General features: G+C 70.4%; 19 protein-coding genes. 8 read left to right on the top strand and 11 right to left on the bottom strand.

Going from position 1 to position 22,637, the window contains the following annotated elements:
* Positions 1 to 56: 56 nt before the first annotated feature.
* Entirely contained in the window at positions 57 to 617 is a 561-nt protein-coding gene (locus ACFWN2_RS17150) for a TetR/AcrR family transcriptional regulator (RefSeq protein ID WP_382428450.1), read from the bottom strand.
* Positions 618 to 730: 113 nt separating this feature from the next.
* Between ACFWN2_RS17150 and ACFWN2_RS17145 the strand changes: the two genes are divergently transcribed.
* Complete coding sequence (locus ACFWN2_RS17145) at positions 731 to 1,162, top strand: DUF6069 family protein (RefSeq protein ID WP_382428449.1); 432 nt, start codon at positions 731 to 733, stop codon at positions 1,160 to 1,162.
* Position 1,163: 1 nt separating this feature from the next.
* On the opposite strand, the gene ACFWN2_RS17140 is transcribed toward ACFWN2_RS17145, so the two are convergent.
* The 5 genes from ACFWN2_RS17140 to ACFWN2_RS17120 all read right to left on the bottom strand — a co-directional run bounded on the left by ACFWN2_RS17140 (position 1,164) and on the right by ACFWN2_RS17120 (position 6,655).
* On the bottom strand, positions 1,164 to 2,165 hold the full coding sequence (locus ACFWN2_RS17140; RefSeq protein WP_382428448.1) for a LacI family DNA-binding transcriptional regulator: 1,002 nt from the start codon (positions 2,163 to 2,165) through the stop codon (positions 1,164 to 1,166).
* A gap of 28 nt (positions 2,166 to 2,193) precedes the next feature.
* Positions 2,194 to 3,516: a GH1 family beta-glucosidase gene (locus ACFWN2_RS17135; protein WP_382428447.1), complete on the bottom strand. Its 1,323-nt coding sequence runs from the start codon at positions 3,514 to 3,516 to the stop codon at positions 2,194 to 2,196.
* Positions 3,513 to 4,334 carry a carbohydrate ABC transporter permease gene (locus ACFWN2_RS17130; RefSeq protein ID WP_382428446.1) on the bottom strand — a complete coding sequence of 274 codons (822 nt, stop codon included), beginning with the start codon at positions 4,332 to 4,334 and terminating at the stop codon, positions 3,513 to 3,515. The genes ACFWN2_RS17135 and ACFWN2_RS17130 overlap by 4 nt, the downstream gene beginning before the upstream one ends.
* Positions 4,334 to 5,293, bottom strand: coding sequence for a carbohydrate ABC transporter permease (locus tag ACFWN2_RS17125; protein ID WP_382428740.1), 960 nt, complete (start codon positions 5,291 to 5,293; stop codon positions 4,334 to 4,336). The genes ACFWN2_RS17130 and ACFWN2_RS17125 overlap by 1 nt, the downstream gene beginning before the upstream one ends.
* A 78-nt stretch (positions 5,294 to 5,371) precedes the next feature.
* The gene (locus ACFWN2_RS17120; RefSeq protein WP_382428445.1) at positions 5,372 to 6,655 is read right to left on the bottom strand and encodes an ABC transporter substrate-binding protein; all 1,284 of its coding nucleotides are present in this window, start codon (positions 6,653 to 6,655) and stop codon (positions 5,372 to 5,374) included.
* Between the two features lie 304 nt (positions 6,656 to 6,959).
* Between ACFWN2_RS17120 and ACFWN2_RS17115 the strand changes: the two genes are divergently transcribed.
* Positions 6,960 to 9,179, top strand: a complete 2,220-nt coding sequence (locus tag ACFWN2_RS17115; RefSeq protein WP_382428444.1) for a glycoside hydrolase family 9 protein — start codon at positions 6,960 to 6,962, stop codon at positions 9,177 to 9,179.
* Positions 9,180 to 9,274: 95 nt separating this feature from the next.
* Positions 9,275 to 10,228, top strand: coding sequence for a glycoside hydrolase family 6 protein (locus ACFWN2_RS17110; RefSeq protein ID WP_382428443.1), 954 nt, complete (start codon positions 9,275 to 9,277; stop codon positions 10,226 to 10,228).
* 44 nt (positions 10,229 to 10,272) lie between these two features.
* Here the strand turns inward: ACFWN2_RS17110 and ACFWN2_RS17105 are convergent, their stop codons facing one another.
* From ACFWN2_RS17105 to ACFWN2_RS17095, 3 genes are all read right to left on the bottom strand, one after another.
* A complete protein-coding gene (locus tag ACFWN2_RS17105; protein WP_382428442.1) occupies positions 10,273 to 11,673 on the bottom strand; it encodes a sensor histidine kinase in 1,401 nt (466 codons plus the stop codon).
* Positions 11,670 to 12,341 carry a response regulator transcription factor gene (locus tag ACFWN2_RS17100; protein ID WP_382428441.1) on the bottom strand — a complete coding sequence of 224 codons (672 nt, stop codon included), beginning with the start codon at positions 12,339 to 12,341 and terminating at the stop codon, positions 11,670 to 11,672. Before ACFWN2_RS17100 ends, ACFWN2_RS17105 begins: the two co-directional genes overlap by 4 nt.
* Before the next feature lie 167 nt (positions 12,342 to 12,508).
* Positions 12,509 to 13,132 carry a TetR family transcriptional regulator gene (locus tag ACFWN2_RS17095; protein WP_382428440.1) on the bottom strand — a complete coding sequence of 208 codons (624 nt, stop codon included), beginning with the start codon at positions 13,130 to 13,132 and terminating at the stop codon, positions 12,509 to 12,511.
* Between the two features lie 90 nt (positions 13,133 to 13,222).
* Here ACFWN2_RS17095 and ACFWN2_RS17090 point away from each other — a divergent pair, with 90 nt between their 5' ends.
* From ACFWN2_RS17090 to ACFWN2_RS17075, 4 genes are read left to right on the top strand one after another with little or no spacing between them, the layout of a single operon-like run.
* Positions 13,223 to 14,701: a nitroreductase/quinone reductase family protein gene (locus tag ACFWN2_RS17090; RefSeq protein ID WP_382428439.1), complete on the top strand. Its 1,479-nt coding sequence runs from the start codon at positions 13,223 to 13,225 to the stop codon at positions 14,699 to 14,701.
* 4 nt (positions 14,702 to 14,705) lie between these two features.
* Positions 14,706 to 15,425 carry an IclR family transcriptional regulator gene (locus tag ACFWN2_RS17085; RefSeq protein WP_382428438.1) on the top strand — a complete coding sequence of 240 codons (720 nt, stop codon included), beginning with the start codon at positions 14,706 to 14,708 and terminating at the stop codon, positions 15,423 to 15,425.
* Between the two features lie 49 nt (positions 15,426 to 15,474).
* Positions 15,475 to 16,428 carry a carbon-nitrogen hydrolase family protein gene (locus tag ACFWN2_RS17080; protein WP_382428437.1) on the top strand — a complete coding sequence of 318 codons (954 nt, stop codon included), beginning with the start codon at positions 15,475 to 15,477 and terminating at the stop codon, positions 16,426 to 16,428.
* A complete protein-coding gene (locus ACFWN2_RS17075) occupies positions 16,425 to 17,336 on the top strand; it encodes a pyridoxal-phosphate dependent enzyme (RefSeq protein ID WP_382428436.1) in 912 nt (303 codons plus the stop codon). Before ACFWN2_RS17080 ends, ACFWN2_RS17075 begins: the two co-directional genes overlap by 4 nt.
* Here ACFWN2_RS17075 and menC read toward each other — a convergent pair.
* Positions 17,333 to 18,436 carry an o-succinylbenzoate synthase gene (gene menC / locus ACFWN2_RS17070; RefSeq protein ID WP_382428435.1) on the bottom strand — a complete coding sequence of 368 codons (1,104 nt, stop codon included), beginning with the start codon at positions 18,434 to 18,436 and terminating at the stop codon, positions 17,333 to 17,335. The genes ACFWN2_RS17075 and menC overlap by 4 nt on opposite strands.
* Complete coding sequence (locus ACFWN2_RS17065; protein WP_382428434.1) at positions 18,433 to 19,290, bottom strand: hypothetical protein; 858 nt, start codon at positions 19,288 to 19,290, stop codon at positions 18,433 to 18,435. Before ACFWN2_RS17065 ends, menC begins: the two co-directional genes overlap by 4 nt.
* Before the next feature lie 203 nt (positions 19,291 to 19,493).
* On the opposite strand from ACFWN2_RS17065, the gene ACFWN2_RS17060 reads away from it, so the two are divergent.
* Entirely contained in the window at positions 19,494 to 22,637 is a 3,144-nt protein-coding gene (locus ACFWN2_RS17060; RefSeq protein WP_382428433.1) for an amino acid adenylation domain-containing protein, read from the top strand.

Raw genomic sequence — 22,637 nt, 5'->3', positions numbered from 1 at the left:
CTTCGCCTTCCGTCGAACTGGTTGAGCACCAGGTACCCGTCCGATCGGTCGGCAAACTACCGCTGGTGCCCCCGCAGGAACCGCTCCACCACCGCTCCGGGATCGGCCGGCGCCTGCGTGGCCAGCCTGTCGACCCGCCGGGCGAACGACCGCATCATCAACGGGCCTATCAGCGCGAAGAACGTGTGCCGGGGCGGTTCCACGACGAGGGCGCCGCGGCGCTGGTGGTGCAGGATCACCTCGTCCACCTTCTCCAGCAGCCTCTCGGGCTCGGCGAGCACCGCCGCCACCTCCGGGCTGAACTTCGCCTCCCGCATCAGCGTGAGCACGACGCCGCCGCGCGTCTCGTAGAGCCGGGCGTAGTAGCTCACGATGGTGAGCAGGTCGGCGGCCACGTCGTCGCCCGGTGCGTCGAGGTCGAGCGCGAACCCGACGAAGTTGCTGCGCACGGCCTGGCGCAGCAGGTTCTCCTTCGAGGTGAAACGGCGGAACAGCGTCGCCTCGTTGATGCCGGCGGCGTCGGCGATCGCGCGGGTGGTCGCGCGTTCGTACCCCTGCTCGGCGATCACGGCCAGCACCGCGTCGAACACCGCCTCGTCGGCCACCCGACCAGCCACACGTCCTCCTCGATCCGGCATCAATGCAAGTAGGCACTTGCATTGATGAGACCGGATTGGCTACCGTAATTGCAAGTGACCGCTTGCAATTACCCTATCGAAGGACAGGGCTCATGACCGACACCAGCCTCCCCTCCCGCTCCGCTCTCGCGCCGACCGCCGCCGAGGTCGTGGTGGGCCTCCTCGGCGCGGCGGTGGTCTCGATCGCGGTCAACGCGCTGATCGCCCTGGTCGCGGGCAAGTTCATCCCCGAAGGCACCGAACGCATGGGTCTGGCCGTGGGCGAGTACGCGCCCGCCACGGTGATCGGGATCCTGCTCGGCACGCTCGGCTGGTACCTCGTGCGCCGCTTCGCGGGCAACCCGCGGAAGGTGCTGCGGATCCTGGTGCCCGCTGTCGTGGTGGCCTCGTGGATCCCCGACCTGGGCATCCTCGCGGGCGGCGCCTCGATCGTGAACTCGATCGCGCTGATCCTGATGCACGTCGTCGTCGCCGTGGCCGCGGTGCCCACGCTCTCGCGCGTGCTGCCCCTCGGCACCAAGTAGCTCAGGTCGAGGCGCGCAGCACGAGGTCGGTCGGCAGGATCAGCGACGTCGGCTGCTCGCCGTTCAGCAACCGCACGAGCATCCGCGTCATCTCCCGGCCCATCGCCTCGATCGGCTGCCGGACCGTGGTGAGCGCGGGTTGCGTGTTCCTGGCCGTGACGACGTCGTTGAACCCGACGACCGCCACCTCCTCCGGGACGCGCTTCCCGTTCTCCCGCAACACTTCCAACGCTCCGAGTGCCATCGCGTCGGACGCGGCGAACACCGCGTCCAGGTCCGGGTGGTCGTCCAGCAGGAGCTTCATCCCCGCCGCGCCGCTGGCCTCGCTGAAGTCGCCGTGCGCGACCCGTTGGTCGCTCAGCCCGGCCAGCACCACGGCCTCGCGGTACCCCATGTACCGGGCCTGACCCGCGTGGGTGTCCAGTTCACCGGTGATCGTGGCGATGCTGCGGCGGCCGGAGGCGATCAGGTGCTCCACGGCCGTGCGGGCGCCGCCCCGGTTGTCCGCGTCGACGTACCACTGGGGCGTGCGGTCGAGGGAACGGCCGCCGTGCACGGTCGGCAGCCCGCTCTCCTCGGCCATCTTGGACAGCGGGTCGTTCTCCTTGAGCGCCAGCAGCATCACGCCGTCGGCGCTGCGGGACTGCAGGATGTTCGCGAACCGGGCGCGGCCGCGTTCCGAGGCGGCCAGCACCAGCATCAGCTGCAGGTCGGTCTCCTCGATCACCGCGTTGACCCCGGTGATCACCTCGGCGAAGAAGAGGTTCGCGAACAACGCCGGGTCGTCGCTGGAGATCGCGAGCACGACCGCGCCGCGCCGCTGGGTGGCGAGCGACCGGGCGGCGGTGTTCGGCACGTACCCGAGCTCCGAGATGGCCTTCTCGACCGCCCGGCGCGACTTGTCGCTGACGTGGCGGGCGTTGTTGATGACGCGCGACACCGTGCCCGTCGAGACACCGGCACGCTGCGCCACCTCCTCCAGGGTGGGCGGTCGCGTGTTCATGGGCTGAGCCTATCAACGTTGTAAGCGCTCACAGTCCGCCCTGCCGAATCACGCCGGCGTACCAGTGGGCGCTGTCCTTGAGCGTGCGGCGCTGGGTGGCGTAGTCGACGTGCACCAGGCCGAACCGCTGGGCGTAGCCGAAGGACCACTCGAAGTTGTCCAGCAGCGACCAGGCGAAGTAGCCCTTCAGAGGAACCCCTCGCGACACGGCCTCCGCGCACGCCCGCACGTGCCCGTCCAGGTACGCCACGCGTCCGGAGTCGTGCACCTCGTCGTCGAATGCGGCCCCGTTCTCCGTGACGTACAACGGGATCGCGGGGTAGTCGTGCTCCAGCCGCACCAGCAGGTCGAGCAGGCCGCGGGCGTCGATCTCCCAGCCGATGGACGTGCGCGCCCGGCCGCCGTCGAGGTGCTCGACGTGCTCCGAACCGACGTACGCGGACGGCCGGGCCTGCGTGCCGTGGCCGACGAGCATGGGGGAGTAGTAGTTCACGCCGAGGAAGTCGATCGGCGCGGCGATGGTCTTGAGGTCGTCCTCCTGCACGAAACCGAAGTCCGTGACGGGTTCCAGGTCGCGCACGACGTCGTCCGGGTACTCGGCGAGCAGCACCGGGTCGAGGAAGAGCCTGTTCTGCATGCCGTCGATGCGGCGGGCCGCGTCGAGGTCCTCGTCCGACGACGATCCGGGCGTGACGTGGGACAGGTTCAGCGTGACGCCGACCCGTGAACCGGGCATTTCGCGCGCCGCGAGGCCGTGGCCCAGCAGCAGGTGGTGGGTCGCTCGGATGGAGGCGGCCGGGTCCTGGCGGCCGGGCGCGTGCCGTCCGGTGGCGTAGCCGAGGAAGGCGGAGCACCACGGCTCGTTCAACGTCGTCCAGTGCGTCACGCGGTCGGACAGCGCGTCGTGCACGATCCCCGCGTACTCGGCGAACCGCAGCGCCGTGTCGCGTTCGGGCCACCCGCCGGCGTCCTCCAGCGGTTGTGGCAGGTCCCAGTGGTAGAGCGTCGGCCACGGCTGGATCCCGTTGTCCAGCACCGTGTCCACGAGCCGCCGGTAGAAGTCGAGGCCGCGCTGGTTGACCGCGCCGGAGCCGAGCGGCTGGATCCGCGGCCAGGCGATCGAGAACCGGTAGGCGCCGAGCCCCAGCGACCGCATGATGCCGACGTCCTCGGGATACCGGGTGTAGTGGTCGGCGGCCACCTCGCCGGTGTCCCCGTTGTCGACCTTGCCGGGGGTCGCGCAGAACGTGTCCCAGATGGACGGTCCGCGCCCGTCCTCGCCTGCGGCTCCTTCGATCTGGTAGCTGGACGTGGCCGCGCCCCAGAGGAAACCCGGTTCGAACGTCGTCATGCCTTGACCGCCCCTTCCATGATGCCGCCGATGATCTGGCGACCGAACGCGATGAACACGAGCAGCAGCGGAACGGTGGCGACCAGCGCTCCGGTGAACATGAGCGTGTAGTCGGTGTAGTAGGTGGTGGAGAGCTGGGACAGCGAGAACTGCACGGTCGGGTTGTCGGCTTCGAGAACCGCGAGCGGCCAGAGGAACTCGTTCCAGGTGCCCATGAACGTGGTCAGCGCGAGCACCGCGGCGCCGGGGCGCAGCGCGGGCAGCACGATCGACCAGAAGATGCGGAACGTGCTGCAGCCGTCGATGCGCGCGGCCTCGATCAGCTCGTCGGGCACGGCCTGCTCGGCGTACTGGCGCATCAGGAACACGCCGAACGCGGAGACGAGCGCGGGCACGATGATGGCTTCCATCCGGTTCTGCCAGCCCAGCTCGACCATGATCATGTACAGCGGGATGATGCCCATCTGCACGGGGATCATCATGGTGGCGAGGATGACGAGCAGCAGTCCGTTGCGGCCGCGGAACTTCAGCTTGGCGAACGCGAAACCGGCCAGCGACGAGAAGAACACGACCGACACGGTGACGACCACCGACGTCAGCAGCGAGTTCCACATGCCCAGCAGGAAGTTCGCGTCCTCGGCGGCGAAGAGCCTGCCGATGTTGTCCCAGAAGTTCGGGCCGGGCGCGAGCGGTGGCGGCCAGTCGCCGACGACGTCGTTGGACCGGGTCGCGACGACGAAGAGCCAGTAGAGCGGGAACGCCGACAGGAAGATGCCGAAGAGGAGTGTGGCGTACAGGAGGGGCTGCGTCTTGCGCATCAGCGGGACCTCCGCGTGATCAGGAAGTTGACGACGCCGAGCACGGTGATCAGCAGGAAGATCATCCACGCGACGGCGGAGCCGTAGCCGTAGTCGAAGTCCCGGAACGCCTTCTCGAACATGTACATGGAGACCGTCTGGAACTGGCGCAGGCTGCCGCCGGAGATGGCGAAGCTGCCCTGGCCGAAGATCAGCGGCTCGGTGAAGAGCTGCATGCCCGCGATGGTGGACATGATGACGGTGAAGACGATGGCGGGCCGGATGTTCGGGACGGTGATGCTCCAGAACTGCCGGATCTTGCCCGCACCGTCCACAGTGGCCGCCTCGTAGAGGTCGCGGGGGATGGCCTGCATGGCGGCGAGGTAGATCAACGCGTTGTAGCCGGTCCAGCGCCAGTTGACCATCGTGGCGATCGCGCTCCACGACGACCACTTGTCGGCGCGCCAGTCCACCGCGTCGATGTTCACGAGGCCCAGCAGGCCGTTCACCATGCCGGCGTCGCGGTCGAAGATCTGGCTGAACACGATGCCGACGGCCGCGACGGACGTGACGATCGGCAGCAGCACGCCCATGCGCAGGAACGTGACCCCGCGCAGCTTCTGGTTGAGCAGGCTCGCGAGCACCAGCGCCATCAGCAGCTGCGGCACGGTGGCGAGCACGAGCATGCCCAGGGTGTTGTAGACGGAGTTCCAGAAGTCCGGGTCGCCGAACAGCGTGACGTAGTTGTCGAGGCCGACGAACGCGCCCGCGCCGGTGATGGTCCAGTCGTGCAGCGACACGTAGGCCGTGTAGACGAGCGGGAACAGGCCGAAGACCGCGAAGATCACGAAGAACGGCGCGATGAACAGGTACGGGGACCATCTCACCTCGACGCGCGAGATCCGGTCCCGCAGCCGGGTGCGTGGTCGCTCGGGAGGTGTGCTCCCGGCCGGGGTGCTCGTGGCCGTCCTCGGCCGCAGATCAGTCACCAACGTGAGTCCTTGAGGAGGTGGGATCGGCGGCCGGGGCGATCTCCGTCAGCCCCGGCCGCCAGGTCGTTACTTGGCCAGGCGCTTGGCGTCGTCGACGGCCTTGGCCCAGGCCTCGTCGGGCTGGAGCTTGCCCTGCTCCACGGCGAGCAGCGCGTTGCCGACGCGGTCACCGATGGCGTTGTTGTCCGGGCCGAGGTAGACGGGCTTGAGGGCCTTGACGCTCTCGCCGAAGATCTTGCCCACGGGCGCGTCGCTGAAGTACGGGTTCTTGAAGTCCTGAACCACCGGGTCGTCGATGGCCTGCGGGGACGACGGGAAGTTGTTCTTCGCCTTGAACGCGGCGGTCTGACCCTTCGCGCTGGTCAGGAACTTCGCGAGCTCGGCGGCCTCCTTCTGGTGCGTGCTCTGCGTCGGCACCGCGAGGAACGAGCCGCCGCGCACCGCGCCGTTGCCGGGCACGCGGGTGACGTCCCACTTGCCCTTGTTCTCCGGGCCGGCCTGCTTCTCGATCGTGCCGAGCATCCAGGACGGGCAGGGGATCGTGGCGAAGGTGCCGTTCTTGAAGCCGGCGTTCCACTGCGGGCTCCACTGCTCGATGTTGGCCGACAGACCGGCCTTCACCATGTCGATCGAGGCGTTCCACGTCTGCTTGACCGCGGCGTTCGAGTCGATGACGAGCTTGTTCGTGGCGTCGTAGTACGTGTGGTCGCCGGACTGCATCAGCATGTTCAGGTAGACGCTGCCGGTCGAGTCGTAGAAACCGACGTCGGGCTTCTTCGCCTTGAACGTCTTGCCGGTCTCCAGGTACCTGTCCCAGGTGGGCCAGAGCTTGCCGACCTCGTCGCGGTCGGTCGGGAGCCCGGCGGCCTCGAACAGGTCCTTGCGGTAGCACATGCCCTGCGCGCCGACGTCCGTGCCGAGCCCGATGACCTTGCTGCCGTCCGATGTGGACGCCTGCTGCCACTTCCACGGCAGGAAGTTGCCCGAGACGTCCTTGGCGCCGTGGTCGAGCAGGTTCACGAACTGGTCGGGCTTCGCCATGAACTGCGAGAGGATGCCCTCCTCGATCGCCACGACGTCGCCGGCGCCCTTGCCGGTGGCGAGCCACTGCTGCAGCTTCGGCGTGTAGTCGCCGAGCTTGCCGATGTTCTCCTCCTTGATCTTGATGCCCGGATGGCTCGCCTCGTACTCCTTGTACAGCTCGTCGTAGCCGAACTGGCTGAACGTCTTGACGATCAGCGTGACGTCCCCCGACGCGGAATCGGCGGTCCCGCCGCCGCACGCGGACACGGCCACCAGTGAGCCGAGCAGAGTTGTGGCGAGCAGAGCGCGCCTTGGTCGTGCACCCATCGAAGAACCTCCAGTTGGCGGATGGTCCGCAAGCGCTAACACCTGAAATCGGTCGTCTTGCGGACCACTGGAACACCGTTCACCTGCTGCGACGCTGCGGCTTCGGCCGGTGCGCGCCCATCGGGATCGGGGGAAACTGTGAGCGCTTACAGGACTGTAACCACGAGTTCACGAGGATGGGAAGAGGTAGCGCCGGTCACATTTCGATGACGCGAGGCCGTTGACAGCCGGGGTCGGGTGCGTGAACATTCGCTCCGACGCTGCGGTCGCGCCGGGTGACAGTCGACCTCGAGAGGCCCCCGGTATGTCCGTGAAAACCAGGCTGGTGGCAACCGGCCTTCCGCTCGTGCTGCTCGCCGTGATCGCGACCCCCGCGACCGCGGCCGAGCCCTATGAACGCGTGCTCAACGGCAAGTTCGACAGCGTGAAGACCCCTTGGTGGAGCAGCGGAATCGCTCCGTCCACAGTGGCCGACGGCAGGCTCTGCGCGCAGATCCCCGGCGGCACCGCGAACCCGTGGACGGCGATGATCGGCCAGAACGACATCCCGCTCGAAGCCGGTCAGCCGTACACGCTTCGTTTCACCGCGACGGCGACCAAGAACGTCACGGTGCGGGCGGCGGTCGCTCTCGGTGTCGCCCCGAACACGACGGTGCTGAACAAGCCGGCCGCGCTCACCAGTGTTCCCAAGACGTTCGAGTTCACCGGTACGTCCACAGTGGCCACCCGCACCGGCGGCCAGGTCGCGATCCAGGCCGGTGGCGTGTCCGCGGAGCCGTACACGCTGTGCATCGACGACGTGTCGCTGACCGGCGGGATCGTCCCGCCCGGCGGCGGCTGGGACTACGGCTCGCCGGTCCGCACGAACCAGTACGCGTACCCGACGGCGGGCGCCAAGCGCGCCTCGATCGTCAGCAGCTCCACGACGCCGCTCGACTGGCAGCTGCGCGACGCTGCCGGCGCCATTGTGAAGACGGGAAAGACGCAGGTCAAGGGCAAGGACGCGATGACGCGCGACGACGTGCACATCGCCGACTTCTCGTCGTACAAGAAGGCTGGAAGCGGTTACAGCCTGACCGTCGGCAGTGACACCAGCTACCCGTTCGACATCACCGACAAGCCCTATGACCAGCTACGACGGGACTCGCTGGCGTACTTCTACCACAACCGCAGCGGCATCCCGATCGAGGCGAAGTACGTCGGCGACGCTTACGCGCGCGCCGCGGGCCACGTCGGTGTCGCGCCCAACAAGGGTGACGTCTCGGTGCCCTGCCTGCCGGGGGAGTGCGACTACTCGCTCGACGTCAGCGGCGGCTGGTACGACGCGGGCGACCACGGCAAGTACGTCGTGAACGGCGCGTTGGCCGCGTGGCAGCTGATGGACACCTACGAGCGCTCGCTCCACACGTTCGACATCGAGGGCATCCGCGACGGCCTGCTCTCGATCCCGGAGCAGAGCAACCAGCGGCCGGACGTGCTGGACGAGGCGCGCTGGGAGGTCGAGTTCCTGCTGAAGATGCAGGTCCCCGCCGGAAAGCCGCTCGCGGGCATGGCGCACCACAAGATCCACGACCTGGCCTGGACCGCGCACCCGATGCTGCCGGCCAACGACCCGCAGCCGCGCTACCTGCACGCCCCGTCGACGGCCGCCACGCTGAACCTCGCCGCCGCCGGTGCCCAGTGCGCCCGCGTCTACAAGATCTGGGACCGTGCGTTCTCCGACAAGTGCCTCGCAGCGGCCGAGTCCGCGTGGAAGGCGGCTCTCGCCAACCCGGCGAAGTACGCTCCGGACGAGGACAGCGTCGGTGGCGGCGCCTACGACGACACCAACGTCACCGACGAGTTCTCGTGGGCCGCGGCTGAGCTCTACGCGACGACCGGCAAGCGCGAGTACCTCGGCAGGATCACCACGAAGCTGACCTCCGCCGGGTTCTCCTGGAAGGACACCGGCGGCCTGGCGGACCTGACGATCATGCGGCTGCCGCTGAGGTTCCCGCTCGACCGCGTGCTCGCCGCCCGGTCGCGCGTCATCAGCGTCGCGAACGGCCACGTGAACGACCTGAGGTCGCAGGGCTACCCGAACCCGTCCAAGCCGGCCGACGGCCAGTACGCCTGGGGTTCGACGAGTGCGACGCTCACCGCGTCGATGATCATGGCGATGGCGTACGACACCACGCTGGACCGCAAGTACAGCGACGCGGTGCTGGAGTCGATGGACTACCTGCTCGGCCGCAACGGCCTCAACCAGTCGTTCGTCAGCGGCTACGGCGAGAAGGCCAGCAGGAACCAGCACCACCGGCACTGGGCGAACCAGGTCGACGCCAAGCTGCCCAACCCGCCCGCCGGATCGCTCGCGGGTGGCCCGAACTCGGGCCTGCAGGACCCGGTGGCCCAGCAGAACCTCCCCGGTTGTGCGCCCGCCAAGTGCTACATCGACGAGCTGGGTTCCTGGTCGACCAACGAGGTCGCGATCAACTGGAACTCCGCGCTCGCCTGGGTCGCGGCGTTCGCCGACACCCGCTGACCCCGAGAACTCCCACCGCCCCCGCCCGCACAGCGTCGTGCGGGCGGGCCCGCGGTGGGTGAGAGGAAGAGTCCCCGTCCGAGAGGAGATCCACAGTGCGGTGGATTGTCCGTTCCGCGGTCGCCGTCTGCGCGGTCGTGCTGCTGTCACCCGCAACCCCTGCCACAGCAGCCAGTCCGCTCGACCTGACCAGCGGGTGGTACGTCAACACCAACTCCGCGCCCGCCACCTGGGCGCGCAACAACCCGAGCGACTCGCGTTCCGCGCGGATCCAGTCCTCGATCGGCTCCAAGCCGATCGCGCGCTGGTTCGGCAACGACGCGAACATCGGCTCGACCGTCGCCAACTACACGGGCGCGGCCGACGGGCAGGACAAGCTGCCCGTGCTCGTCGCGTACAACATCCCCAACAGGGATGCCTGCGGCGGGCACTCGGGAGGCGGCGCGGGCAGCGCGTCCGCCTACCGGACCTGGATCTCCGGCTTCGCGGCCGGGATCGGGACCAAGGCCGCGGTGGTGATCGTCGAACCGGACGCGCTCGCCGCGTACGGGTGCCTCACCACGGCGCAGCGCACCGAGATGGCCGGGCTGCTCAAGTACGCCACCGAGCAGCTGAAGGCCAAGGCGCCCAACACCTACGCCTACCTCGACGCCGGCAACGCCGGATGGGGCACCCCGTCGACGATGGCGTACCGGCTGAACGAAGCCGGCGTGGCCAACATCCGCGGGTTCTCGGTCAACGTGTCCAACTACTACACGACCAGCCAGTCGGTGAGCTACGCCAACACCGTGAACAGCTTCCTGCCCTCGGCGAAGCCGTTCGTGATCGACACCAGTCGCAACGCCAACGGGCGCAACTCCGACCCGAACGGCTGGTGCAACCCGGCGGGAGCCAAGCTCGGCGTCACCAGCCAGACCGGTGGCGGCGCTGAGATGTTGTTGTGGGTCAAGACACCTGGCGTGTCGGACGGCCCCTGCGGCATCGCTCCGAGCACACCCGCGGGGACGTTCAACCCCGACCTGGCCATCCGGTTGATCAACGGGACCTGACAGGCGGCGCCAGGGGCACGAGACCCGCGTGCCCCTGGCGGAGGTCAGCGGTGCAGGGGCTGGTGCTCCCCGAAGATGAGGTCCCAGTCCAGTTCCGGCGAGGGGGCTGGGCGTGGTTCGGGAACGTGGTGGTGCGTCGGGACGATCGACCCGTTGAGGAACTGCCACACCTCGTCGCCCATGCGCTGGTGGGGGATGACGGCGGCCTTCCTCGGCTGCGGGATGCCGGTCGGGATCGTTGCCACGAAACGGATTCCGCGGAACCCGTCGGTGTCGGTGGCCTCCAGCGTGCCCTGGTGCCGTCCCGCGATGCGGCGTGCGATGGCGAGCCCGAGACCCGCGCCACCCGCGGCACGGGTGCGGGCCTCGTCGAGCCGGGTGAACCGGTCGAAGACGCGTTCCCTGTCCGCCTCGGGGATGCCGGGGCCGTCGTCGATCACCTCCAGCGTGGCGGCCGCACCGCCGCGCAGGCGCACGATCACCTCGGTGCCCGCGTGGCGTTCGGCGTTGTCGAGCAGGTTGCCGAGCAGCCGGGACAGCTGGGCACGCCGTCCTGGCACGAGGACGTGGTCGTCGGCGTCGAGCGTGACCATCGCCCGGCGGGAGACCTCGCGGCGCACCACGGCGCTGAGGTCGACGGTGTCCTGCCGGTCCAGCGCGTCGGCGTCCAGCCGGGCCAGCAGCAACAGGTCAGTGGTCAGCTCCTGCAACCGTTCGGCGTCCTCCAGGGCCATCTTCACGACCGTGGGCCAGTCCGCCATCTGCGGGTGCGACAACGCGATCTCCAGTTCGGCCCGCAGCGCGGCCAGCGGACTGCGCAGCTCGTGCGAGGCGTCCGCGACGAACCGGCGGGTGTCCTCGACGGTGCGATGCATCCGGTCGAGCGTCTCGTTCAGCGTGGCACCCAAACGCGCGATCTCGTTGTCGGACGACGGCACCGGAACGCGCCGGGTGAGGTTGTTCTCGTTGATCTCGGCCACCTCGGCCCGCATCGCCTCGACCGGCCGCAGCACCCGGCCGACCGCGGTCAGCACCGTGACCGACACCAGCGAGGTGATCAGCACGAACACCCCGAGCAGGCCCAGCATCGCGGTGTTCAGCTCCGACTGCGCCTGCCAGGCGATCGTCCAGCCCGCCTCCTCGGAGGGGCGCGGCCCGGCGCCGATCACCTGGAACCCGATCTCGCCGAACGGCGAGAACGTCAGCTCCGGGCGCACCGCGGTGGTCGCGTACTGGACCACCGCGCCGGGCGGGGTGAGCAGCTTCCGCTCGTCCAGGACGACGCACTCGCTGCCGGCGCACACGTACTCGACGCGCGAGCCGTGCTCGGCCTGGACGGTGATCTGCTGCCGTTGCGACATCGCCATCAGCACGCCGGCCAGCCCGACCAGCACCGCCGTGACCACCGTGGCCAGCACGGTCACCTTGACCTGCAACGACTTCATCGGTCCGCCAACCGGTAGCCGACACCGCGAACGGTGGTGATGCTGCGCCGGTCGAACGGTGTGTCGATCTTGCGGCGCAACGCGCTGACGTAGACCTCGACGAGGTTGGGGTCCGGGTCCTGCGCCGAGTCCCACACGCCGTCGATGATCTCCGACTTGGTGACGACCTCACCCGCGTGCCGCAGCAGGAAGCTCAGCACCGAGAACTCCTTCGCCTTGAGGTCGATCCGCGTGGTCCCGCGGTGGCACTCGCGGCTGACCGGGTCGAGCACCAGGTCGCCGGCCCGCAGCAGCACCGGCTGGGCGGTGCGCGACCGCCGGCCGAGCGCCCTGAGCCGCGCCACCAGCACCACGTAGGAGAACGGCTTGGTCAGGTAGTCGTCCGCCCCGGTGTCCAGGCCCTCGGCCTCGTCGAACTCGCCGTCCTTCGCCGTGAGCATCAGGATCGGCGTCCACACGCCCGCGTCCCGCAGCTCCTTGCAGACCCGGTAGCCGTTGAGGCCGGGCAGCATGATGTCCAGGACGATCACGTCGTACGGGTGCTCGCGCGCCCGCCACAGCCCGTCGGTGCCGGTCCGCTCCACGTCGACGGCGAACCCCTCGGCGGTCAGGCCGCGGGTGAGCAGGTCGGCGAGGCGGGGGTCATCTTCCACGACGAGCACGCGCATGAGGGCAGAGTGCCGCATCCCGCATGATCGAGTCCTGAAATCCGTTTCAGGATCGTTCAGCGTCCTTTCAGGTTCACCCTGGCAGGCTCTGTCTCGTGGATGAGGGGATCCACGAGGGGGAGAGGGTGGCGGCGAGGCTGAGGGGGAGCAGCGCCGCCGCCTTCTGATCAGCCGCGGACCGCCGCCGGGTAGTCCATCCCGGCGCCGAGCAGGTCGAACACCTGCCCGTACAGCTCCGACGCCGCTCGTGACGGCTCGTGCGCGCGTCGCGCGTCCACGGCGGCAGGCGCGGCGCACAGCGCGACGGCGGCGACGAGGCCGGGACGCGGGTCGGCCGCCGGGTCGACGCCCATCCGTTCGGCGATCAGCTCCGCCACCTCGGTCGTCCGCGCCGTGCCCTGTTCGGCGGCGGCGGCCCTCAGCGCCGGGCTGCCCGCGATCAGCGTCTGCATCTGGTGGAACCGGAACGCGTCGCAGTCCTCGTCCGCCTCGTACGTCCGCAGGACCCCGACGGCCGCGTTGTGGATCGCCGTCATTACCGGCTCCTCGGGCGGCCGCGTCCGCAGCGCCTCGACCAGGGCGTCGTGCTGCTCGGTCAGCACCGACAGCGCGACGTCCTCCTTCGAGGCGAAGTAGCGGTGGAACGTCCGCGCCGACACCTCGACCGCGTCGGCGATCTGGTCGACGGTCGTGGCGGCGAAGCCCTGCCGCGCGAAGAGCGCGTACGCCGCGTCGACCAGTGACTGGCGCGTGCGCAGCTTCTTCCGCTCGCGCAGCCCCGGAGTGCTCATGAACCAACCTTACCCAGATCCGCGCCTTGGTGTCGTTCGCAGACTTTTGTCTCTTTGCGACAACTGTCAGACTCTGACACTATCGGTCTCATGACTCGGTCGACCCGCAACTCCAGCTCGTTCTGGGACCTCCACCGGCAGGGCGCCCGCCTGCAGAAGACGCTGTTCCGCGCCACGAAGGGCCGGGTGGGCTCGAAGTTCCTCGGTGCCCCCGTCCTGCTGCTCGACCACGTGGGACGGCGCAGCGGCGAGGCCCGCACCAACCCGTTGATCTACCTCGACGACTCTCCCGACCTCGTCGTGGTCGCCTCCAAGGGCGGCTCCGACGCGCACCCCGCGTGGTTCCACAACCTCATGGCCATGCCGGTCACCGACGTGGAGCTGCGCGGCGGGATCCGTCGCCGGGTCCGTCCGCGCGTGGCCTCCGGTGCCGAACGCGAGGCGTTGTGGCCACGCCTCGTCGAGGTCTTCCCGCCCTACGCGGACTACGCCGGCTACACCGAGAGGGAGATCCCGGTGATCGTCCTGGAACCCGCCGATCCAGTTGCCCAACGCGCCGTGGTGCAGCACGGCTACGGAACCGCGCATGCCGTGTTGTCGTCGGTCGACCTCCCGATCGAGCCGCCGTCCCCGACGCAGGTCCGCGTCCGGGTGCGCGCGGCGTCGGTCAACCCGATCGACTGGCAGATGATCGAGGGTCACCGCCGCCTGCTGGTGCGGCGCCGGTTCCCGTTCGTCCCGCTCTTCGACCTGGCCGGTGTCGTGACCGCCGTCGGGCGTGAGGTGACCCGGCTGAAGGTCGGCGATCGCGTGCACGCCGACAACAAGCTCGGCGGAGGCGGCGCCGGTGAGTTCGTGAACGTGGAGCAGGACCTGGTCAGCGTCATGCCCGAGTCGCTCGGTTTCGCCGAGGCGGCCGCGTTGCCGCTGGCCGGGCAGACGGCGTTGCTGGCGTTGGACAAGGCCGGGGTGGGTGCCGGTAGCAGGGTGGTCGTGATCGGGGCTTCCGGTGGCGTCGGCACGTACGCCGTTCAGATCGCGAAGGCTCTCGGTGCCGCGCACGTCACCGCGGTCAGCAGCGGCCGCAACGCCTCCTTCGTCCGCGGGCTCGGTGCCGACGAGGTCGTCGACCACACCGCCGGCAGGTTCGACAGCGCCCTGCCCGCCCGTTCGTTCGACGCGGTGCTCGACCTCGTCGGTGGCCGGGAGCAGTGGGAGGCCGCGCGGAACGTGCTGAAGGACGGCGGCCGGTTCGTCACGATCTCCCGCGACGAGGACGACCGCGTCACGTTCGGCGCCGCTCTGCGGTTGGCGCCGCCGATTCTCGCCCGTCAGGTGCGCTCGCGGTTCGGCCGCAGGATCGCCTACGTTCCGGTGTTCCTCGACGCCTCGCGCGAGCTCCTCGACCGGGTCGACCGCTTCGTGGACGCCGGTCAGCTCCGCGTCCACGTCGACCGCGTGTACGAGCCCACCCTCGACGGTGTCGTGGCCGCTTTGGAGCACAGCAAGAGCGGCCGGACGGTCGGGAAGGTCGTCGTACGCTGGGAGGAGCACGCGGAAGGGCGGTGAGTCGATGAGGTCACCCGGACGCGGAGTCCTCGACGGGGCCTTCGCGGTCCTCGGCGCACTGGAAGCCGCCGACGCCCCTGTCCGCTGCGCCGAGATCTCCCGCGCGACGGGCATCCCCAAGCAGACCGTGTCCCGGTTGCTCACGCAGCTGGAGGCGCACGGTGCCGTGACGAGGCTCGGCGACCGGTTCACCGTCGGCCTCGGGCTGTTCCGCCTCGGCTCGCGCTGGCCGGGAGCGCGGCTGGCGGACGCGGGGCAGCCCGTTCTGGCCGAGCTGCACCGGCGAACCGGGGCGATGGTGCACCTCGCGGTGCTGGTGGACGACTCCGTTTGTTACGTGGCCAAGCTCGTGGGGCGGGACGGGGACGTCGCGCCGTCCGCGGTCGGGCGTCTGCAGGCACCGGCCGGCAGCGCGGTCGGGAGGGTTCTGCTCGCGGGGCTTCCCGGGGACCGGCGTGGTCGCGTGCTGGGGGCCGAGGCCGACCGGGAGATCGCGAAGAGCGCTCGTGCGGCCGTGGACGGGCTGGCGCGCTCCGGCGTGGCGTTCGACCACGAGGAGGTGACGGCGGGGCTGTGCTGTGCCGCCGCGCCCGTTCTCGCAGGTCGTGGTGGCATCACGGGGGCGTTGTCGGTGTCCGTTCCGGCGTCGCGGCCGCTGTCCCCGTTGATCGACCAGGTCCGTGCGGCCGCCCACGCGCTCTCCCGGCTCGCCGTGTCCCACTGAACGGGTCGACGTCTTCCGCACGCTCTCTGACGTCAGCATTCTCGCTGCCATGACCAGTGACGACAGCACGCACGTCCGGGCGGGCGTGGTGCAGGCCGCGCCCGTTCCGTTCGACCCATTGGCCACTTTGGACGTCGTGCGGCGGTGGCTTTCCGAGGCGGCTGAACGGAATCTCGACCTCGTGGTGTTCCCCGAGGCGTTCGTCGGCGGGTATCCCAAGGGGTCCGCGTTCGGTGCGGTGGTGGGCGACCGGACCCCCGAGGGGCGGGACGAGTTCGCGCGGTACTGGAACGGTGCCGTGGAGGTGCCCGGCCCCGTCACGGACCGCCTGGGCGAACTGGCGGCCGAAGCCCGCACGCACTTGGTCATCGGTGTGGTCGAACGAGAACGCGGCACGCTCTACTGCACGGTCTTGTTCTTCTCCGACAACGGAACCCTCCTCGGCAAGCGGCGCAAGCTCATGCCCACCGGTGCCGAGCGGATGATCTGGGGCTTCGGCGACGGCTCGACCCTCGACGTGCACGACACGAGGCTCGGCAGGCTGGGCGCCGTGATCTGCTGGGAGAACCTCATGCCCGCGACGCGGATGGCCATGTACGCGCAGGGGATCGAGCTGTACTGCGCGCCGACGGCGGACAGCAGGGAGAGCCACCACGCGACCATGCGCCACATCGCCATGGAAGGCAGGTGTTTCGTGCTGACGGCGAACCAGTTCTTGCGCGCCGGCGACTTCCCGGCCGACCACCCCACGCCGTACGGCCCGGACCAACTCCTCTCACGGGGTGGCAGCAGCATCATCGGCCCGCTGGGCGAGGTGCTCGCCGGACCCGTCCACGACGAGGAGGTCCTGCTGACCGCCGACCTCGACATGGGACTGATCCCGCGCGCCCGCTACGACTTCGACGCCGTCGGCCACTACGCGCGGCCCGACGTCTTCCGCCTCCACGTCGACACCACGGCCCGCAGCGCCGTGCAGACCAACTCCTCGGGACACACCTCGTGAACGCTGAAATCCCTTCACTGCAGGACATCCGGAACGCGGCCGAGCGGATTCGTGGCCTGGTGCGCCATACGCCCGTGATCGAGCTGGCCGCCGGCGATCTGGGCGTGCCCGTCACCCTCAAGCTGGAGTACCTCCAGCACACCGGTTCGTTCAAGGTCCGCGGCGCGTCCAACGCGGTCGCCCTGCTGCGGGACGCGACCGGCGTCTGCTGCGCGTCGGGAGGCAACCACGGTGCCGCTGTGGCCTGGGCGGCGCGGCAGGCTGGCCTGCCCGCCACCGTGTTCGTGCCCGGCTTCTCGCCCAGGGCCAAGACGGACATCATCGAGTCCCTCGGCGCCCGCCTGCACCGCGTCGAGGGCTTCTACGCCGACGCGCTGGTCGCCAGCCAGGACCACGCGCGCGACGAGGGAGCGTTCCACCTCGACGCCTTCGACGGCCCGCACACGGTGGCGGGACAGGGTTCCCTCGGCCTCGAACTCGCCGGCCAGGTGCCGGAGGGCTTGCCCGTCCTGGTCGGCTGCGGCGGAGGAGGCCTGTACGCGGGCGTCGCACTGGCGCTCGACGGCCGCAACCCCGTGATCGCGGCCGAACCGTCCTCGGCACCCTCGCTCACCGCCGCGCTGGAGGCGGGCACCCCGGTGGACGTGGAGGTCGGCGGCATCGCCCTGGACAGCCTCGGCGCCCGCCGGGCAGGCGGGATCGCCACGGCCGTCGGCCTCTCGTTCGGCATGAAGACCCTCACAGTCGCCGACGAGGACATCGCCGCTGCGCGCGCACTCCTCTGGCAACGGCTGCGCGTCGTGGCCGAGCCCGGTGGAGCCACCGCGCTCGCCGCCCTGCTCGCCCACCCCGGGCAGTTCCCGGACGGCGCCGCGGTCGTGGTGTCGGGCGGAAACGTGTCGCTCTAACGCACTTCGCTCACCGCGGTCGTCACCGCCGCCAGCACGTCCGGCAGCGGCGCGACCCCGAGACCGGGCCCGTCCGGCACCTCCAGATGCCCGTCCTTCAGGACGAACGGTTCGGTGATGTCGGTGGCGTAGTAGCGGTCGGAGGCCGAGATGTCGCCGGGCAGCGTGAAGTTCGGCAGCGCGGCCAGCGCCGCGTTGCCCGCGCGGCCGAGCCCGGTCTCCAGCATGCCGCCGCACCAGACGGGGATCCCGGACGCGGCGCACACGTCGTGGATCCGCCTGGCCTCCAGGTACCCGCCCACGCGGCCGGGCTTGACGTTGACGACGTGGCACGCGCCAAGGGCGATCGCGTCGGCGGCGGACCGGGCGGAGACCACCGACTCGTCGAGGCAGATCGGGGTGGTGAGGCGCCGGGCGAGCGCGGCGTGACCGAGGAGGTCCTCCTCGTCGAGCGGTTGTTCGAGCAGCAGCAGGCCGAACTCGTCGAGACGGGCCAGCAGAGGCGCGTCGGCACGGGAGTACGCGGCGTTGGCGTCGGCCTGGAGCAGGAGGTCGTCGCCGAACCGCTCGCGGACCGCCCGCACCGGGACGACGTCCCAGCCGGGCTCGATCTTGAGCTTGATCCGCCGGTAGCCCTGCGCGAGGTAGGTCTCCACGGCGTCGAGCAGTTCGGGAACGGAGTCCATGATGCCGACGGACACCCCGCTCGGCACTCGGGTGGCGAGCGCGCCCAGCCCGGTGGCGAACGAGATCCCGAGCGCGCGGAGCTCGGCGTCGAGCACCGCCGTCTCCAGCGCGGCCTTCGCCATCCGATGGCCCTTCACCGCGGCGAGCAACGGCGCCACGGCGTGCGCGGACACCGAATCCGTTGCCAGCAAACGAGGAACCAGGTGCCGCCGGAGGACGTCCTCGGCGCCTTCGAGGTACTCCGAGGAGTAGCTGGCGTCCGCGCCGGCGACGCACTCGCCCCAGCCCTCGCCCTCCGCCGTGGTCACCTGCACCAGCAGCGCCGGACGTTCGTGCTCGACGCCGAGGGACGTGCGGAACGGCGCGACCAGCGGCAGGCGGATGCGTCGCAACGAGACGCGTTCGATCTTCATCGTCCTTCTCCCGTCGTGAGGACGTAGCCACCGGCGGCGCGGTCGAAGCGGGTCAGCCGCGCGCCGCCGTCGAGAAGGGCGCCGAGGGTGTGCCGGACGGCGACCCGCCACTCCCGTGCGAGCGACGGCTGCTCCGCGCGGAGCGTCTCGAAGTCCTCGGGCACCGCGACCAGGACGGGACCGCCGGACGTCCGTCTCGACACGGGCCGGCCGCCGTCGTCGGCCAGCAGGGGCAACGGCGTGGGGCCGGGCGGTTCGGGTCGTGCCTCGTCGCACGCGGCGACGACCCGCGGGTCGGCGAGGTCCCAGTCCAGCATCAGCCGGTCCGACTCGTCGGCCTGGTTCAGCCCGTCGGGCAACCGGCCGTAGTAGTCGGGGAGGTACCGCGACACCGTGCCGCCGAGCCTGGTCAGGTTGAAGTGCGCATTGCGCGCGATGAGCGGGTCGAACGTCCAGCTGATCCGGCCGGTTCCGCGCTCCAGGGCGTGCGCGCGCTGGTCCAGCTTCAACGCCAGGCCGACGTGCCGGCCGCGGGCGGAGCCGAGCACCCCGGCGAGGTGGCTGTGCATGCCAGGCCGGTCGGGCGGCCCCCAGAGTCCGACGCAGACCCCGACCAGGTCGTCGCCCGCCGTGTCGAACGCGCCGGCGACGTGGCTTCCCGCGTCGGCCATGGCCTTCACGACGTCGGCAGCCAGAGGCGGCTGGTCCGGACCGGTCCGCCACACCTCGCACAGCAGCCGCTCGGCGGCGGCGCAGTCCGAGATCGTGTCGAGCATCCGCACGCGCACACGTGACGTGGTGGCGGCGCGGGTCGCGCTCGCCCTGGCCTTTTCCTTGCACACAACGGGAGACACGGGTGTTCATGATGGATAGTCCGAACGGCCGCGCACAGCCGTCGTGGTGATCGTTCAGGGCGAGTTCGTGAGAGCGCTATCTCGCTGCCTCCAGCTGGAAACCTGGGCCACCTTGTGTGGCACCCATGCCACAGAGACCGGCGCGCCAGGTGCGTCGACCGCTGCCCGGATCCGTTGTCCCACCGGGAAAAGCGGTGGTGCGGGTGCTGGCAGAGGTGGCGCGGCGGCTCGACCGCGAACTGGAGGTGTTCGAGGAGCCTGGTTCCGAGGTCGTCGTCGGTTCGCGTGACGGCGACGGCGGTCCTGGGCCGGCCGTGCGGGTGGGGCCTCAGGGGCTTGAGGTCACCTGTCCGTTGGGAGACCTGTGGGAAAGCGCTATCCATGCGGTCGCCGAGATGTGCGTAGAGCTGCTGAACGAGTCCCCGGCGGCGGCTGGAATGTCCGAAAAGGTCGCTGAATCCGTGTTCGGTGAGCTGGCCGGCGTCGAGGTGGACCACGGGCCGTACCGCAGCGTGCCCCGGCGGATCTGGGACACGGCCGCGTCCCGTCCGGACGCCGTGGCCGTGCACGCGGGCGACGGCACGCTGACCTACGGGCAACTGCTCGGCCAGGCGACCGCTCTGGCCTCCCGGCTGCGCGCCGTGACCACGCCGGGGTCACTGGTGCCCGTGCTGGTCGCGGACGGCCTCGCCCTGCCGGTGTCGTGGACCGCGGTGATGCTCGCGGGAACCGGGTACGTGCCGATCGACCCGCGCTGGCCGGTGGAGCGGATCACGCAGGTGCTCGACCTCGTCGGCGGGCCGGTGGTGTGCGTCGACCCCGAGGCCGTGCCGGTCGCCCACCGCGGCAGGGCGCTCCTGGTCGACCCGGCCGATCCCGGCGAGCCCGTCCAGGGCGAGGCGCCGGATCTCGGCGAGGCCGAGGTCGTCTACGGGATCTACACCTCCGGCACCACCGGAACGCCGCTGTGCGCCGTGAACCTGCACGGCGGCCTGGCGAACCGGCTGTCGTTCATGGACCGCTGGTTCGGCGAGCCCCCGTCCGGCCGCGAGGTGGTCCTGCAGAGCACCCGGCACACCTACGACTCGGCGTTCTGGCAGATCTTCTGGCCGCTGACGACCGGTGGCACGACCGTGGTGCCGGACGCGGGAGACCTGCTCGACCTGGAGCACACGATCGACCTCGTCGAGGCCCACGGGGTGACGGTCACCGACTTCGTGCCGGCGGTGCTGAGCGCGTTGCTGGCGCTGGTCGAGCAGCGGCCCGCCCTCGTGGAACGGCTGAGGTCGCTGCGGCACGTCGTGGTCGGCGGCGAGCAGATCATCCCCCAGGACGTGCACCGGCTGCGGGAGCTGCTGCCCGGCCTGCGCGTCAGCAACGCCTACGGGCCGTCCGAGGCGTCGATCGGCATGATCTTCCACGACGTCAGGGCCGAGGACGGCGACGAGATCCCGCTGGGACGGCCCATCGACAACTGCGTCGCGGTGGTCGTCGACGTCGACGGGCGGCCGTTGCCACCGGGAGCGACCGGCGAGATCGTCATCGGCGGCGCGTGCGTCGGAGCGGGTTACCACGGCGAACCCCACCGCACGGCGGCGCGTTTCTTCACCAGCGACTGGTTCGGCGCGGAGCGCGCCATGTACCGCACCGGCGACCTCGGCCGGCTCGACGAGAACGGGCGCTTCCGCTTCGCCGGGCGCATCGACCACCAGATCAAGATCGGCGGCGTGCGCGTCGAGCCGGGTGAGGTCGAGGCGGTTTCCCTGGCGTGCGAGGGCGTTCGTCAGTCGGTGGCCATGGTCGTCGGGGCATCCGGTGACCGGGAGCTCGTGCTCGCGATGACCGGCACGGCCACCTCCGGCGACGTGCTCGACGTCCTGCGGGCGAGGCTTCCCCGTGGTGCCGTGCCCTCGCGCGTGGTGAACGTCGGCCAGATGCCGCTCACCGGTCCCGGCAAGATCGACCGCCGTCGCCTGGCCGACCTGCTGGAACTGTCCGGCGAGCCGTCCGACGACGCCGACCCGGTTCTGGCGTTGTTGCGCGAAGTCCTCCGCCGGCCCCTTCTCACCGCCGAGGACGGCTTCTTCGCCGCGGGCGGTGACTCGTTGCGGGCGCTGAGGGCCGTGCTCGGGCTCCGCGAGCTGACCGGGGTCGAGGTCGGGGTGCGCGACCTGGTGGACCACCCGACCGCCGCACAACTGCGGATCCTGCTGGCCCGCCGCGCGACCGACGGCGTCGCCGTTCCTTCTCAGGCCGACCTGGCGACCGCCGATCTCGCCGCCCTGACGGCCACACCCCGAGGGCTGCGCTCCGAACCCGCCGACGGTCCTGTTCGGACTGTTCTGCTCACGGGAGCTACGGGCTTCGTCGGGGCTCGGCTGCTGCACGAGCTGCTGGAGCGGACCGACCTGGCGGTGGTGTGCCTGGTGAGAGGCGACGACGACGCCCACGCCGAACGACGTGTGCTGGCCGCTCTCGCCGCACAGGGCCTCGGGCTCCCGGACAGCCGCATGACCGCCGTCGCGGGAGATCTGGCGAAACCCGGCCTCGGGCTCACCCCGGAACGCTGGCGCGCGCTCGCCGCCGAGTGCGACCTGATCGTCCACAACGGAGCGCTGGTCAACCTCCTCTACGACTACCGGATGCACCGCGAGCCGAACGTCCTCGGCACGGCGGAGGTCATCCGGTTCGCCCGGGCGGCGGGATGCGTTCCGCTGCACCACGTCTCCACCCTCGGTGTGCTGCACGACCACGCGCTGCGCGTCCCCGGGATGGTTCCGGAGCACGTGGACCTGGCCGGGGTGACGCCGCCGTCCAGCGGCTACAGCCTGTCGAAGTGGGTCGCCGAACGGCTCGTGCGTGCCGCGACCGACCTGCCGGTGACGGTGCTGCGGCTGGGCGAGGTCATGCCCGCGACCGACGTGCCCGTGCCGAACCCGGCGGCGCTGACCACGTTGCTGCTCAAGGCGTTCGACCGGCTGGGCGTGGTGCCGGACGCCGCGATCCGGTCCGACGTGAGCCCGGTCGACGAGGTGGCCCGCGCCGTTGTCGAGACGGTCGCCGACCCGGCCGCGTGGGGCAGGGCCTGGCACCTGTTCCGCGACGGCAGCGTGCACTTCGGCGACCTCACCGACGCCACCCCGGTGTCGTGCCTGCGCTTCCTCGGCGAACTGCGCCGGTCCGGTGACGCGGACCTCGCGACGCTGCTCGCGATCGTCGAGCACCGCTGTGCCGGTGCCGCAGGAGACGAGGACGTCGTGCGCCGAGTGCTCGAAGACCTGTTGCAGGACAACCCCGCGCTGTTCGCCGTGTCGGACGCGCGACCGAAGAAGCCCGCCCGTGCGTGA

This window comes from Lentzea sp. NPDC058436, from assembly GCF_042721515.1.
In the GTDB taxonomy this organism is placed as follows: domain Bacteria; phylum Actinomycetota; class Actinomycetes; order Mycobacteriales; family Pseudonocardiaceae; genus Lentzea.
The sequence above is the reverse complement of the archived record's forward strand: the minus strand, read 5'-3'. Positions and strand labels throughout refer to the sequence as shown.